This window comes from Streptomyces sp. LaPpAH-108 (assembly GCF_000373625.1).
Lineage (GTDB): Bacteria > Actinomycetota > Actinomycetes > Streptomycetales > Streptomycetaceae > Streptomyces.
This window is the reverse complement of record NZ_KB891994.1, coordinates 533,335-548,171: the sequence shown is the minus strand read 5'-3', so window position 1 is coordinate 548,171 and position 14,837 is coordinate 533,335. Positions and strand designations below refer to the sequence as shown.

At 67.4% G+C, this 14,837-nt stretch carries 9 protein-coding genes and 1 pseudogene; 4 read left to right on the top strand and 6 right to left on the bottom strand.

The genetic code is table 11. From position 1 onward, the window contains the following. Positions 1-260: 260 nt before the first annotated feature. The gene (locus B079_RS0118040) at positions 261-992 is read left to right on the top strand and encodes an AfsR/SARP family transcriptional regulator (protein WP_234016810.1); all 732 of its coding nucleotides are present in this window, start codon (positions 261-263) and stop codon (positions 990-992) included. On the opposite strand, the gene B079_RS0118035 is transcribed toward B079_RS0118040, so the two are convergent. Beyond that, on the bottom strand, positions 935-2,188 hold the full coding sequence (locus tag B079_RS0118035; RefSeq protein ID WP_018547243.1) for an HTTM domain-containing protein: 1,254 nt from the start codon (positions 2,186-2,188) through the stop codon (positions 935-937). The two genes, B079_RS0118040 and B079_RS0118035, sit on opposite strands and share 58 nt — an antisense overlap. Continuing rightward, on the bottom strand, positions 2,185-2,904 hold the full coding sequence (locus B079_RS0118030) for a DUF5819 family protein (RefSeq protein ID WP_018547242.1): 720 nt from the start codon (positions 2,902-2,904) through the stop codon (positions 2,185-2,187). The genes B079_RS0118035 and B079_RS0118030 overlap by 4 nt, the downstream gene beginning before the upstream one ends. Positions 2,905-3,148: 244 nt before the next feature. On the opposite strand from B079_RS0118030, the gene B079_RS33305 reads away from it, so the two are divergent. From B079_RS33305 to B079_RS36585, 3 genes and pseudogenes are all read left to right on the top strand, one after another. Then, positions 3,149-3,949, top strand: a complete 801-nt coding sequence (locus B079_RS33305; RefSeq protein ID WP_018547241.1) for a hypothetical protein — start codon at positions 3,149-3,151, stop codon at positions 3,947-3,949. A 130-nt stretch (positions 3,950-4,079) separates the two neighbouring features. Continuing rightward, positions 4,080-4,412, top strand: coding sequence for a cupin domain-containing protein (locus tag B079_RS0118020; protein ID WP_018547240.1), 333 nt, complete (start codon positions 4,080-4,082; stop codon positions 4,410-4,412). Positions 4,413-4,845: 433 nt separating this feature from the next. Continuing rightward, positions 4,846-5,130: pseudogene (locus B079_RS36585) on the top strand (FAD-binding oxidoreductase); the annotation flags it as partial. A gap of 560 nt (positions 5,131-5,690) precedes the next feature. Here B079_RS36585 and B079_RS0118010 read toward each other — a convergent pair. From B079_RS0118010 to B079_RS32275, 4 genes are read right to left on the bottom strand one after another with little or no spacing between them, the layout of a single operon-like run. Further along, the gene (locus B079_RS0118010; protein WP_018547238.1) at positions 5,691-7,136 is read right to left on the bottom strand and encodes a hypothetical protein; all 1,446 of its coding nucleotides are present in this window, start codon (positions 7,134-7,136) and stop codon (positions 5,691-5,693) included. After that, complete coding sequence (locus tag B079_RS0118005; protein WP_018547237.1) at positions 7,133-10,021, bottom strand: pPIWI_RE module domain-containing protein; 2,889 nt, start codon at positions 10,019-10,021, stop codon at positions 7,133-7,135. Before B079_RS0118005 ends, B079_RS0118010 begins: the two co-directional genes overlap by 4 nt. Beyond that, entirely contained in the window at positions 10,018-13,614 is a 3,597-nt protein-coding gene (locus B079_RS0118000) for a hypothetical protein (RefSeq protein WP_018547236.1), read from the bottom strand. The genes B079_RS0118005 and B079_RS0118000 overlap by 4 nt, the downstream gene beginning before the upstream one ends. Continuing rightward, positions 13,614-14,837, bottom strand: coding sequence for an HU-CCDC81 and SPOR domain-containing protein (locus B079_RS32275; protein ID WP_018547235.1), 1,224 nt, complete (start codon positions 14,835-14,837; stop codon positions 13,614-13,616). The genes B079_RS0118000 and B079_RS32275 overlap by 1 nt, the downstream gene beginning before the upstream one ends.

The window sequence follows — 14,837 nt, the reverse complement described above, 5'->3', positions numbered from 1 at the left end:
TGGTCCGCCACCTCTGCCCGCGCCGCCGACCCGTCCGCCCGCCCCGACCGGGTCCTGAGGGTTTCAACTAACGCCTATAACTAGACAAACCGACACGGCGGAAGCAAGCTGGATCTCACAGCGAGTCTGCGGTTCGCACGCCTGTGGGCAACGGCCGCACGGCCGGGCACGCGGCGCGGCCGACCCCTCTACGCGCTGAGGCAGATATGACCGCACGTGATCATGCCATCACGTCCAGAGACGTGAAGATCAAGCCCTCCGTGCGCATTGCTCTCCTGGGTGGTTTCGACCTCGTCGTCAACGACTCACCGGTGATCATGCCGGTGGGCTCACGACGCCTGCTGGCGTTCATCGCGCTCAACTACCGCGCCCCCGTGCCCCGGGGGCTGATCGCCGGCAGCCTGTGGCCCAAAGTGCCCGAGCACTGCGCGTACACCAATCTGCGGGCGGCCCTGTCCCGGCTCGGCTGCCTCGGCAGGCGCGCGCTGGACATCACCCCGACCGATCTGCGCCTCGCCCCCGGCGTCACCGTGGACCTGCGCGACGCCCGCGTCCTCGCCCAGGGGCTGCTCGACCCCGGCGGGCGCCCCGCGGCCCTCCGCCTCAGCACGGCGACCGTGGACCAGCTCTCGGCCGATCTGCTCCCCGGCTGGTACGACGAATGGGCCCTCCTTGAGGGCGAGCACTGGCGGCAACTGCGTCTGCACGCCCTGGAGTCCCTGACCGAAGCCTTCATCGACGCCGCCGAGTTCGCGGGCGCGGTCGTCGCCGCCCAGGCCGCCGTCCAGGCCGACCCCCTGCGCGAGAGCAGCCAAGCCTCCCTGATCCGCGCCTACTTGGCGGAGGGCAACCCCTCGGAGGCCGTGCACCACTTCGAACGGTACGTACGGCGCCTGCGCGACGAACTCGGCCTGTGCCCCACCCAGCGGCTGCATCAGCTCGTGGCCCGGCTGCGGTGGGCCGGTGACGGGGGAGCGGCGCTGCGGGGATAGGGGATGCGCCGGAACAACCGCCGTGCCGCGTCCGCCGTACCGTCGCCGAACCAGCGCAGGAAGCTCGTCGGCAGGAACACCGCGTCGGCGAACACCATCGCCATGGAGAAGAACGGCAGCCCGCACAGCACCGCGATCGAGGCGTGCTCGGCCATCAGGACGGGCAACAGCACGTTCTTCACACGGCGGTTGAGCAGGGTGAAGGGGAAGGCGACCTGGAGGATCACCGTGCCGTAGGTGATCGCCGTGATGAGCAGCCCGCTGCTGTCGAGCGTGCCGGACAGCGGGGCCCACGGCCTGAAGTAGTCGAGATGCAGCGGGTAGTGGACCGCCGTGCCGTCCTGCCAGCGGGCACCCTGGATCTTGTACAGGCCCGCCGTCGCGTACAGGATGCAGACCTGCGCGGCGATCAGCAGCAGCGCCGCGTTGTGCACGATGTTCGCCGTGGCGTCGAGCACGCCCCGCACCTCGGTGAACGTGCCGCGTTCCGCCCAGAACCACAGCGCCTGGATCGCCCACATCCCCCACAGGAACAGCGCCCAGCCCCAGTGGAGTTCCGCGAATCCGGTCGCCTGCGCCACCGCGAGGGCCGCGCCGAGGAACGCCCACAGGGCCACGCTCACGGGGTCGCCGGTGGTGGCAGTGGTGGCGGTGGTGTGGTGGGCCTCCGCGCGCCGTCGCCGCCGGGCGTCCAGCGACCACACCGTGCCGCACCGGGTGAGCACCAGATAGCTCGCCACCAGATGGATCAGGGTGTCGCCGCCGTCGCCCAGCAGGACGCTGCGGTTCAGCAGCGAGAGCACGCCCACCATGTACAGCAGGGACATCGTGCGGGTGTGCCAGCCGAGCAGCAGCCCCAGGCACACCAGGATCGTCCCGTTGTAGACCAGCTCGAACCACCAGTTCGTGTCCGACCACATCAGCACCGAGAAGGCGCCGTTCGAGTCGAGCAGCCGCTGGGCCAGCCCGAAGGACCACGGCCCGGCGGCGCCGTACAGCTCCTGCCGGTGCGGCCACTCGCGCACCAGATAGAGGAGGAAGGTGAGCGCGAAACCGATGCGGACGACGGCCGCCTGGTAGGGGAACAGGGTCCGGCCCGTGATGGCGTTCAGATACCTGACGATCCGCGCGTCGACCCGCTTGCTCATGCCCTTGAAGGGCGAGGGCGCCCGTCCGGTGTCCGTGTCGGCGGTCAACGGAAGTCCTCCTCGGTCACCGGCCACCACGCCTGTGTCTCGGTGGTCGTCCGCGTGTCGTCGCTCTCTTCGCTCTCGCCGCTCCACGCCGGGGGCGCGATCGGGTGGTACGTGGAGCGCAGCTGCACCGCGACGATCTGGCCGTCGAGCTGCTGCGGGCCGAGCCGCTGCGCCGCGATCCGGCGGACGTAGTCCTGCGCCAGCTCGCCGCGCAGGCCGAGGGGCGCGCCCTTGGCGTCGTGGGTGCGGGTGAAGAAGTCCCAGGCCTGCCGGAGCAGATTCTGGTGGGCGTGGCTGGGGGCCGGGTTGTCCCGGATCTCGGCGAGGTCCTGCCCGGTGAGGGAGGTCCAGCCGGTCGTGCCCACGGAGCCGTCCGGCAGCCGTACCTGGGCGCGCGCGTCGACGGTGATGTTGCCCTGGAGCGGGTTGGGGGCGAACAGCTTCCAGTTCTGGTCGAACTCGGGATAGACGTAACCGTTCACGAGAGCGGTGTGATTCCGGCTGACGGCGTTCGCGGGGGCCAGATAGAGAAAGAGGAGCAGCAGGTGCACCGCCACGGCGGTCGTCGCGACCACGAGGACCCCGGCGAGCACCAGCCGCGAGGGTATGGACCACGAGCCGTTCGGCCCCGGCGCCAGCACCCCGCCCGCGTACGGCCGCTCGTGCGGAGCGGCGTCCCGCAGCCCGGTCTCACCCACGCCCTTGCGTTGCTCCACAGTGCTCCCCTTGGTCCGGGGTTCCGCCTCGCGGCGGCCGTCTCTTGGTACGGGGCGATCGGCGACCGTGTGATCAGCATAGGAATCCGCGCGGCAGGAAGAACTTTCTGCTGGGCCGAACGGGCCGGTCCCCCGCAGGGCGGCCCGCGCGGCGTCACGCCGGTGTCACGCTGGACCAACGCCCCGGTCATGGCCCGTCCCTCAGCTTGGAGAAGTACCTGGCCAATCCCCAGAGGGAGGCATCATGGCGGCGCGCAAGTGGAGGCACGTACCCAAGGCGGTCGGCGCCACCTACCTGGCTGCGGCACTCGTCGGAACAGGCGGCGTGATGGCCGTCGGGGCGACAGCCGACACACCGAAGGCGCCGTCCTCGGCGTCGGCGAACACACCCAACGTGGTCTGCAAGTTCGTCGTACGGCACGGCAAGGTCGTCACGGTCGACGCCAAGACCGGCATGCTGGTGAACCCGAAGTTCTGCCACCGCGGCGGCGGAGGCGGCACCGGCGCGACCACCACGGGCGCGACCACCGGCGGCGGCGGTGGCACGGGCGCGACCACGACCGGCGCGACCACCACGACGACAGGTGCGACCACCACCACGGGTGCCACCACGACCGGCGCGACCACGACAGCGGGCGGCAGCACCGGCGCGACCACGACCGGTGCGACGACCGGTGGCGGCGGTGGCACGGGCGCCACCACGACCGGCGCGACCACGGGCGGAGCGGGCGGCACGGGCGCCACGACCACGGGCGCCACCACCGGTGGCGGCGGCGGAACCGGTGCCACGACGACCGGTGCGACGACCGGCGGTGGCGGAGGGACGGGCGCCACGACGACAGGGGCGACTACGGGCGGCGGTGGCGGCACCGGCGCGACCACGACCGGTGCGACGACCGGTGGCGGTGGCGGCACCGGCGCGACCACGACCGGTGCGACGACCGGCGGTGGCGGCGGAACCGGTGCCACGACGACCGGGGCGACCACAGGTGGCGGCGGTGGCGGCACCGGCGCGACCACCACGGGTGCGACGACAGGAGGCTGATCCGTGGGAGCGGCTGCCGGAGGCCCGAGGAAGAGGTCTCCGGCAGTGCCGTGCCCGGGACCGTCCGGCATCGTTGCCCTTGCCAGGTCGCATCTGCCAGGTGCCGACATCTCCGGAGAACGGACGACCCATGCGCAAGCTCTCCCTGGACGCCGAGGCCCGCACACAGCTCCAGCGCGCGAAGGAGGCCTCCACCGGCCGCAGCGCGACCACCGTCTACGGCGGCCACGAACACATGCTGCGGCAGACCCTCATGGCCCTGACCGCCGGAACCGTCCTCGCCGAACACCAGAACCCGGGCGAGGCGACCGTCCAGGTCCTCGGCGGCCGGGTCCGCCTCACCACCGACGAGACCTCCTGGGACGGCCGCACCGGCGACTTCCTCGTCGTACCGCCCACCCGGCACGGGCTGGAGGCGCTGGAGGACTCCACGGTGCTGCTGACGGTGGTGGTGGGGGCCTGAGGGGGAGTCAGCGGGGCGGTGTCCGACTCGCCCGGTTCCCGCCCGCGGCATACGTTGGGTGGGGAACGCCCGAGGCCCCGGCCGCGGTGGAGGACCACCTCCCGCAGGCGACTGCCCGGCCCCGGCCCAGGCTCACCCTCGGCATCATTCACCCGGAGGACCTTCCTCCGTCCGCGGTTCCGCGCCGCTCAGGGGTGCCGTGCCCCGGCCGGGGAGGCCTGTCGCTCGGCATCCGCCCCGACCAGTACCAGATCGTCCACGACCACCTGATGTGGGCCATCGGCGACGTACTCGGCGGGCACCCCCGAGGTCGCCGCCGCCTGGGACGAGGTCTACTGGCTGATGGCCGACTCCCTGACCAACGAGGCGCGCGGCCTCCACAGCGCGCGCGGCGCGCGGCCTCCACAGCGCGCGCGGCGCGCGGCCCGAGACGGTGTGGCGGGAGTGGCAGGTCGAGAAGAAGATCCGCGAGACCGCCGACGTGGTCACCTTCGTACTGAAGTGGATCGACGACCGCCTGGTGAAGAGTTCCCTGTCCGGCCAGTACGTCACCGTACGGATGCGGCTGCCGGACGGGGTCCGCCAGCCGCGCCAGTACAGCCTGACCCGCGCCGACGAGGGCGAACACCGCCAGTTCTCGGTCAAGTGCGTCCGCGGCGACGGCATCGGCTCCACCGGCGAGATGTCGACCCTCCTGCACGAGGTCGTCCAGGTGGGCGACACCGTGACGACCTCGACGAGGCGTCCTTTCCCCTGCGCCGCCAGGTCGGCAGTGACGTTCTGGAGATGCGCGACGCGGAACTCTACGCCTGGTACGAGACCGGCGCCGAAACCATGGAACCCTGAGCGGCGTCTTCGAAGGCCACATCGACGTCCGGGACATCGACCTCCCCGACGACGCCCTCTACTACCTTTGCGGCCCCCTCCCCTTCATGCAGGCAGTCCGCACCCGCCTCCTCGAACAGGGGGTGGCACCGGAGGACATCCAGTACGAGGTGTTCGGGCCGGATCTTTGGCAGGCGGATCTGGACTAGCGCATGCTGCCAGCAGAGCGCCTCTTCGTCTGCCGAGGAAGCCAAGCAGGGTAGTAGGAGCTCACTCGCGATGGCACGGTGTCCGAGACCTCGTACTGCAAGGTACTAGCCACAGGACGTTGAAGACGCTGCTTGCCACGTCCGTGCAGACACACCGCCGTGGCGGGCGACGGCGGCGGTGTGTAGACCCGTATGCGTGTGCTCCAGGTGAAGGATCATCGCGGATGACGCTCGGGCCGTGCTGTCACACGCTGCTGTCTGTGAGTGCGCGGTTTCCCGTGGACCCTGTCCGTCTGGTCCAGGTGCGTCTATCACGCATGATTCCGTACTGTGTGCCGACCAGGCGCGGAGTGAGGCACAGCGGGATTTCCTCGGCTAGATGGAGAAGACCGTCATCTCCGAGTTCCGCTGTCCACGCAGTATATTGCAAGTCGGGATAGGCTGGATTGATTCCGATCTCCCCTTTGGGGATGGTCCCGTTGAAGGGAAGCGGGATATCCAGCTGATTCCAGTAGTTCCACGCCTGAAACGCCTTGTCCTGATCGTAGAAATGATAGAAGTCCGGATAGCGCCGGAAGCGGCGCAGTTCACGGTGGATGAGGTGGCCCAGGAGGGGGCCGAAGGACTTCACCACGTTGCCGAAGTCCCAACGGGTCCGATGTGCCTCTTCGGGCGGCGTTTCTGACCCGAGGAGGCGAGCTGCCGTGAGGTGGCTGATGCGGGCAGTGAGGTGCGCGCCGGCGTGGGTCGTGTCGATAGTCGGGTCGATTTGATACAGGAGCTCCTCCAGGCGGGTGAAGTCGGGGCGGAAGCGGGCCAGATCGAAATGGCCAGTTGTTCCTGGGGAACCGTCGAAGAGAAGTTGCTTGGAGAGCCAGTTGTTGAGTTCACCTCGCTCTGCGAGCTGTCGGGTCTGCGTAGACCGGGAGTACAGCATGAGGTACTCGGATAGGGCTTCAAAACAGATGTAGCCCAGGATGGGGAGCCGGGTAATCGTTTCGGAGAGTAGACGGGAGAATGCCTCATGCTCCGCCGGTTCCGGTTTGATGGCGATGGTCGCCGCAAGATGCAAGAACCCCACCGAGTTCTTCACGCGGTTCACCACGGTTTCCCGAAGGAGGTACCGCTCCTCCCGGCCGAGGAGGAACTCCCGGTCGAGGTAGTTTCGGAGATGGATCGCCCCCAGTCGCAGGTAGTCGATGCCGGTGAGTCCGCGATATGTGTGGTTTGGCAGGCTGAGCTGGAGCACGAGCGGTGTCGTCGTCCGGCCGGGGAACGAGGAGCGGGCTACTGCGGCCGGTGCCTCTTTTGTGAGGATGTATTCGGCGAGGTTGTGCATGCGGAGTCCCTCCGCTGCAGGCGTCAAAGGGGCGCAATAGATACTTCCTACCAAGCACCCCCCGGACGGTCGGAGTGTGCCGTGGCGCGTGATGCGGTCCAGGGACTGCGTGACGTGGAGAAGGTGGAGAGTGTCGGCGCTGCGCAGCGCGTCGAACATGCTGTTCTCGACCAACAACCCACCATTCGGCGCGGTTTCGGTCAGGCGGATTCGCCACGCAGTTTCTTGTTCGGCCAGTGCACCGCGGGGACGGCCCAAGTCGACGGGGCCGGTGGGGGAGGAATAGGAGACATGAGCGTCCGCCCACATGCTGTGGAGGTCGGGTGTCTGCTGCGGGTCAGGGAAGTTCATCCGGTGGTCACTCCGAGGTCGAAGGAGAGTTGCACGGCTCCGTCGTCTTCGTCTGGCTCCGAGGGCTGATCCTGTGTGGTGGGGAGGACGTACTCGGCGGCTTTACTGGCTAGAATGAGGGGGAGGGGAAGGGCGAGAAGGGGGGCACGGCCGGGGGACTGCCGCAGCCGGTGGGACAGGGCCGCCCACAATTCGGGATCGTCATCAGGTCCGCATGCGGCCACGGTGATTTCCAGGAGAGCGGGATTCCACGCCAGTTTGTCGGTGTCGATCGTCATGACCGTCGTTTCGTTCCGTGTGGAGGACCGGAGAGCCCAACGGGAGGCATTTACAGCCACTGTGGCGCCGGGGCCCGCCTTCTCGCTCGTGCTGCCGAAGACCCGATGCCGGGGACCGCAGCCGGGCGGTTTCCACAGTCCGGTTGGAAGGCCGAAGCGGTCCTCCTCCGTATCGGAGTTCTCCCGGCTAAGCGCCTCGTGGCCCCACCACTGAGGGGTCTCGGTGCCGGTGTGGTCCCGGATCCGAACCACCCGGAGGCCAGATCCTTGAAGCGCGATGCGCTGTGCCGGTTGTCCGTGAAGCTGGATCATGTCGGGCTGGATGTGGGCGTTCTGCAGCCATGGCCACAACTGACGGGTGTTCTGCGCGTGGAGGAGCAGCAGTGTGGGGCGGTCGCGTAGACCGTAGAGGATTTCCTGCACCGTGGACGCGAGTGCTCTGCGCTGCTGTTCCGTACGGCCGTCGGGTTCCGCATCCGCGCCGAAGTTGTCCTCTTCCTGGTCGGCGGGTTCGTCCACGTTCCATTCCGAAGGACTCTCGGTGATCTCCGCTGCCGGTAGCTCGGCCGATTCCGCGAGGCGCATCAGCAACTCCGGGTACGGCACCCATACTCCGGACCTGTGGTCCCAGCCGGTGATCCGTTCAGCGGCGGCCGCATCGGGCCGCACGCGTACGGCAATCGGTACAAGGTCCGCCTGGCGGGTGGGGCCGTCGCGTCGCCGTCGTACCAGCCACAGGGCTGCGTACTGAGTGTCGGCCGGGACTGCCTCTCCGAGGCGGTGATCAGGAACAGTACGGTGACCGAGTTGACGGAGACCGTCCGTCCAGCACGATTCGAACTTCTTGCTCCTGGCGTCGTCGGCCTTGGAACGACCGTGAGTCACCTGTTGTGCATTAGTGGCGAACTGCGTCACACGACCCGCGTCCCTGAAACCGAGGCGCAGAGCGAACTTGGGGTCGGTGGAGCGTGGCGTATACGCCTTCTTCCGATGGATCTCGACGAGGGCCAGCGTCACCCTGCCGTCGGCTGTTGCTTTGGGCAGTCGCTGTACAACCTGGTCGCGGCGGGCCGAGATGGCGGCGTGCAGATCACTGGTCTTCATGCGGCCGTCGGCGGGGAGTGGCAGGCCGTCCGCGAGTTCACCGACGCGGGTCAGCCGCAATTCCACCATCAACTCGGATGTCCGCCAGCAGACAACCTCCCCAGCCCGCCCCGCTTCCTCGTCCAGCTCCACGGTTTCGGTCTCCTTCGTGAGGCCGAGTACGGTGCGGAGGGCCTGTACTCCGGCATCCCGATTGGGCTCGGTGAGCCATAGGAACTCCAGCCGCAGCGGTTCGCCTCCGAGCGCGGCGGCTACCTCCTGGCGTAGCGTCGCGAGCTCTTCCGCCTTCCGGTCGGCCGGACTGTTGCCCCTTCGAGGTCGGCGTCGCGATCGGAGGTACCGGTCTGCCCGGACGTTGTCCGGTACTCGCATGAGCCCTTCGGGCAGGGCTTGCTCGAACCACTGCATGAGCGGTACCCGGTCGCCGGGCATGAGGCCGGCCTTGACACCGTGGGAGCCCATTGCAGTGCTGTGCACAATGGCGGCCGTGAGCCCGTCGGCCCGCCGCAGCCAGCCCTCGGGGCTGCGCAGGAGCTGGCTTGGCGCCGGGAGCGGGCGGGACAGACGCAATCGGGTCAGCATCCCCTCGGGGCCGCCATTCTCCCAGCAGTGAGCGCCGAGTTCGCTGTCGTACCGGAGTCGGCTCACCGAGAAGCCGGCGGAGGGCTGATTGCCGGGGCTGTCGCCGAGCCAAGGCGCGTCCGAGAGCATGTAGACGGACGTTGCGCGGCGAGGGGGGAGGTACAGCCCGTGCTGGCCGGTTTGCGTCGCCCAGCGGCGAACACCAGAGCGTACATGAATCAATAAGTCCGATGAAAAGGGGACAGACTGGAGTGTCGCGGTGAGAAGCGCCGAGAAGTACCATGTCTGGCCGTCGCGGTCAATGTGATGGCCGGGGGGCCAGGAGAGCAGCTCTGCGCCTCGGTCGCCTGGGCGTCGGGCGACTCGGTGGAAGGCGAAGGTGCCGCCCTCATAGGTGAATGGTTCGGGGAGGCCCAGTACTCGGTCGGCGAGCGCGTCAGGCAGCAACTGGTAGAGTAGGTCCGGCGGGTGGGCGGTGCCGCCCGGTGTGGTGGCACTCGACAGTAGAGAGATACTGCGCTTCTCCCAGCGCAGCGTGCTGAAGCGTAGTTCGCGTAGTGCCTCGCGCACCGCCTGGCGGTGCTCGCTCTCAGGGCGCAGATCGTGGACCCAGGTGGTCAAGAGGGCCGAGAGGACATCGCGGGGAACCGGAGTACGGGCGTACAGCCAAGGCTCGTCCCGTGTGACGTCGATCCATTTCGCCACCGAAATCACCTCGGGGGCGAGAGCTTGCAGGAGCGAGTTGAGGCGCCCCACCGGCACGCTGCGGCAAGTGTCCGGCCGCTTGAGTCCCAGCCGGTACAGGTGCAGGAGCCGCTTCCTATGAAATTCCGGAAGGGGCAAAGTGTGGTAGGAGCTGGTCCAGTCGGCTTTGGGGGCAGGGGCGTAGCGGGCGAGGCGAATGGTCTCGTAACGCTTCACGCGGCTCCTCGGAAGGTACGGTGCAGGGTGTCCGGCTGGTGTGGGGGGATGTTCCTCAACGCTTGATAGATGGGTTCGTACAGCGTCCTCACCAGTTGCCGGTCCGCGAGTGGGTGCGGGCCATCCTCGTCGAAGTACGGGGCGAGAACGTGAAGCATGCTGGCAAGCAAGCCGGTGCGGAAGTCGTCCTGACCCCGGCCGCTGGCTTCCCGCTCGGCGAACCGGGCATCCACGAAGACCACGCGGGCCGGCACCCCGCCGCGCACCAGTCGTCCAATGACCTGCCACATCACCACAAGGCGGTCCCAGGTGAAGGCGACCTTGTCCTCATCGTTCAGCTGTCGCCAGGCCATTTTGCGGGTCAGTAGATGCTTCCAACGAATACGTGCCTCGCGGCGAAATGCACGGCCCGCGGTGTCCAGATCGGAGGCTGTGTTGACGAGTCTGTCGAAACCACCGTCGGCCATCAGACGAGTCACCCAGTTGTTGATGCCCTGAACCGCGATGCCGATGTCATACGGGCGGGGGTGGGGACGGGCCAAGAAGAACACTGAGCCGATGGCTGCTTGGCCGGCATCGTTCAGAATGTTGTGGCCGCGCTCCACCGACATAAGCGGAGCAATGAGTATCTGGGCATCCATGGCTCCGAAGGCGGAGACGTCGCCTCGACGCAGGGTTCCCGTCTCGGAACCGGCAGTCGCCTCACTCAGATCGACCCCGCCGAAGGACACTTCCAGCTCGGCATCGTCCGGGACGAGCCTGCACACTCTGCCCTTCCAGCGAGGGATGGCGTCGAGGACGTCGAAAGCTCGGCGGGCCTCGTCGTAAGATCCTACGAGAAGAAGTAGACGCTTACGGCGTGAGCTTTTGATCAGGCGCAATTCTTGCTCGAAAGTGCTCTCGAACTGCCCTTCACGTGGTCGGGCAAGTCCGTCGAGCATGCGTTCCAATACCTTCGGGCGCCGGTCCGGGCGCATGCCGGACAGATGGAGCGGCCTTCCGTCCGGGCCCGGAACGAATACTTTGCGGAAGGTGGTGCCAAGCAGGGCGGCCTGTTCGCGGGAGGAGATCTTCAGGATCGCTCGGACAGGCGCCAGTACATGTGCCCCCGCTGCCGTACCGGCCCAGCTCGTTCCGGACATGAGAAGGACATGGGCAGTGGGACTCCCGTCGAGTGCGCTTACCCGGTGCAGTTCGGTGAGCAGCGCACGTCCTACCCCGGTGCATCGGAAGAAGCGGAGCTCGGCCCCGGTGGAGTTGGTGGACGTCTCGTCCAGGTCTTCGGCCAGCAGCTGGAATCCCAGAATGTTACCCATCGGCGATTCGGGTAGCAGTGGCCCGTAGTCGAGCGGAGGCCGACGAGAGAGCTGATTGTCCGTCGATTCCAGGCTGAGCGCGGCTTCCACCGAAGGCCACAGCTCCGTGAGGACATCGAGACGCTGCTGGAGAATGCAGACCAGCATCGTGAACTCGAAACGCAGGACGCTGGGCCGTAGTTCGTCATCGGAGTCGGCGGTGAGCCCAGACAGCTGCCTGAGCGTGGTGGTGGCCTGGACGCGAGTGCTCTCCTCATCAAGGGTGTGCAGGAGCGCACGGGCCAAGTCGATCAGTCGGGTGAGTTCGGTGTTCTCCGTCCGCTCACCACCGAGCGGGTTGTCGCGAAAAGCGTCCAGCACGTCGTTGATGACGGCACGCCGGGCTTCGAGGGGATCCTCCAGCTCAGACGCAGAGGTTTCGCCATCCGAGTCGTCGTCCGTCTCGTCCAGATCGTCGGCCTCGTGAGGCTCCTCATCAAGGTTGAGGTCGGGCTCGTCATCCTGATCCTCTTGCGGTGTGTCGTCGGCCCGCTTGCGGAACCACTCTTCGAGCAACTTCTGCTGCAACGTCCACGAGCTGAAATAGTCTCTCCTGATCCAGCGTTGGAGACTGGGGTGACGCATGAGCATGGAGTACAGCCGGTTGGTGGCCGCGACCGAGGCCGTCAGGGACGAGGACCATCGATCCACCTCCGCGCTGGATAGCTGGTGGCGCCCCTTCCGGGCGAATTCAGCGGTCGTGTGGGTCTGGAGTTCGTCCAGCCAGGAATCGGGTGAACGTCCGACGAGGGTCGCGGAGGGGACGAACATGGTGTCGAGCTGCATCTGCACGCGATCCGCCTCATCCACGATGATCAGGTCGCTGCGGACACACGCGAGTTCCAGGAAACGGGCCCTTTCCCGGTTCTGGTGCCGGGGCGTCAATCCGTAGATCAGGCTGGCCGGATTGGCGACCCAGATGTCCGCGTCGACGAGCTCGTGCGCACCACGATGCCGTGGGCATGCCCCCCACAGCGGGCAGCCTTCTGCGGTGCCCGGTCGGTCGTTGTCCGCATCGTCCTGATGTGGGTCGGAAGCTGTTTCGGGCGCTTCTGCGGCGGAGCCGGCAGAGTGATCGGGCGGAGGTTCGTCCGTATGGCGCTCGACTGGATAAAGGCGGGTGCACGGGGCATCGGCGATGTCGAGCGGCTGGAGGGCTTCGGTGCCGCGTAGTGCGTCGAGAGGACAGGCCGTACTCAGGTAGGTGAAGTGGTCCGCCTCGTGGCCGAGTAGGGAACCCGCGCCTGCCCCGGTGAGCCTTCGGTGCATCCGCTCGACGTTCCGCGCTCGGGTAGAGGCACCCAGGACCGGAGCGACCTTCAGATCCAGTCGGCGGAAGAGCTCCACCATTCTGAGTTGCTCGGCGACATCACCCACGACGATAGTGACCCGCCGGCCCTGCCGAGCGGTCTCCACGGTGAGTACGTCGCGCAGTGTACTTTTGCCGGCGCCGACCATACCCACCAGATGGAAGAGCCCGCTGACGGACAGTGTGTCCTTCGTTCCGAGGGGACCGAAGGACAACCGCGAGGCGTCCAAGACGTCCAACTCGATGCGCTTTACACGTCGCAGCCAGGAGGCACGCACATCCGTGATGCACAGTTTACGGTCCATCCACGCGGCTGTATCCCTGAGTTTTTCCAGGGTCGTTTCGATCGGCCGCCCCGCGGTGGGAGGGGGGACCAGGACATGCGGATGTGTGGGGGCGGTGGGCAGCGCCCGGGGCAGCCGTACGGAGGTGATGAGCTTGCCCTGCGGAAATCGGTACGACTTCCCGGGCCGTGCGATGGCCACGCGTGGCCGGGGATAGAAGCGGGGGGCGGTGTTGAGTGCGTGCTCGTACACCTGCCAGCGTTCGGCGAAGACGGTGGCCTCTTCACGGACGGCAGGAGCATGAGAATCGGTGATCCTGTAGCCGCGTACCTCGGCAGGGAAGGAGGCGTACTGCCGAAGGGCGCGTTCCCAGGTACGGGGGCGCCGGAGTGGCCAGAGCAGGTGCCGGGCCACTCTGAGCATCCGCTCCCGCTCTGGAGTCCTCTTCAGTGCGAGGGCGAAGGGATAGCCTCCCAACAACGGCCATGCGGCGATTGCTGGTTGGCCGGGGCAAAGCTGTTCCAGGAGGTAGAGGCCGAGTTCGACACGGAAGAGGCGGGAGGGCCGGATCGGGCCGACGTCCGTGGGCCACGCCCCGCGAACCTGGTTGGCGTGCCGCGAGCGCCAGAAAACGCGGTCGCGCATTAGAACAATCCCTCCGTCAGCTCGGTTTCCGTGGCTTCGCTGCTGGATGGTTCGGTTTTCGTCAAGGTCGCGTGGGACAAGCTGACAACAGTCCTGTTGGGTCCGACGGCCTTGCGTACGCTCTCGACGAGGTCTTTGTCGCTCATCAGTTCTGGCATCCTGGTAGGGCGGTAGCGCTCGAAGGTCATTCGGAAGGTCGGCTGTTCACGAAGCCGGGCGGCTGGCACGACCCACACGCACCGGTCGTAGGGGGGTCCGGAGAGCGGCGGGAAGGCCCGGCGACCCAGTAATGCTGGATTCGTCCAGTCCTTGTGTTCGACAGCCAGCGTTCTGCCGCCAGGCATTCGTACCCGCATGCCGTACGCGCCGTAATCGGGCCACAGCTCGACATCGGCACCGACCTTCTCCAGCTTTCGGGCCAGCCGTTCCTCAAGGATCCCGGGTGCCGACACCCACTGGCGAAGCGGTCGGATCAGGAGGTGGATGCCTCCGTCCTCATCGGCCCGGTACTCGCGGCCGGGTCGCACGGAGTCCTGGTTCTGGCAGGTCCGCCGTTCGCACCACAGCCTGTCCGTGGTGGTGGGATGCAGCAGCGCGTGACACCGGCCGCATGCCGTGTAGACCCTGCGCCTCCGATCGAGGAAGGCAGCGGGTGCCGGCTGGTAGATTTCATGCAGCAGTTCTCCGACAGGTCCCAGGTCACGGTCATCTGCCGCGGGAAGGGTGACCAGAGCGCGGTGGGTCAGGACGGGATGTCGGATCAACAGACGGCGGAAGGCGCGGTACGCCTCCGGATATTCCTCCTCCCGGCACCGTGTGGATGCCGAACTCATGAACGGCTGCTCCGATAGGGCGGTGGATTCCTCCGCGTCGACCGCCCATTCGTAACAGAGCTGGGTCGGCTGGTGAGTTACCTCGTCGAGGAGCAGTGCGCCCGGCCGGATGGCATCGGCGGGCACGGTAAGCGGCCATCGGTCGAGTGGGCGCTGTGCCGCCCATGCGACGAGGTCAGGAAGACTCGTGGGCGGCTCGGCCTGGAGCAGGAGGCATGCGAGGACGGTGCGGTTCAACGCGCTCTGTGCCTCCTCGGGATACGGCCGGCTCAGCGACTGCGTGCCCGTGGCCTCGCCGAGGCGGACCATGGCGGTGGCAACGCTCCGGAGGAGGCGGATGCCCTCCGAATCGGGCCATGAGGTAGCGCGGTTCGCGTGGTTTTGGTCCAT

Bases quoted from the DNA above. Each gene is read 5' to 3' on its own strand.
- B079_RS33305 (WP_018547241.1), top strand. From the start codon at position 3,149: ATGGCGGCGCGCAAGTGGAGGCACGTACCCAAGGCGGTCGGCGCCACC.
- B079_RS0118020 (WP_018547240.1), top strand. From the start codon at position 4,080: ATGCGCAAGCTCTCCCTGGACGCCGAGGCCCGCACACAGCTCCAGCGC.
- B079_RS0118010 (WP_018547238.1), bottom strand. From the start codon at position 7,136: ATGAACTTCCCTGACCCGCAGCAGACACCCGACCTCCACAGCATGTGG.
- B079_RS0118000 (WP_018547236.1), bottom strand. From the start codon at position 13,614: ATGCGCGACCGCGTTTTCTGGCGCTCGCGGCACGCCAACCAGGTTCGC.
- B079_RS32275 (WP_018547235.1), bottom strand. From the start codon at position 14,837: ATGGACCAAAACCACGCGAACCGCGCTACCTCATGGCCCGATTCGGAG.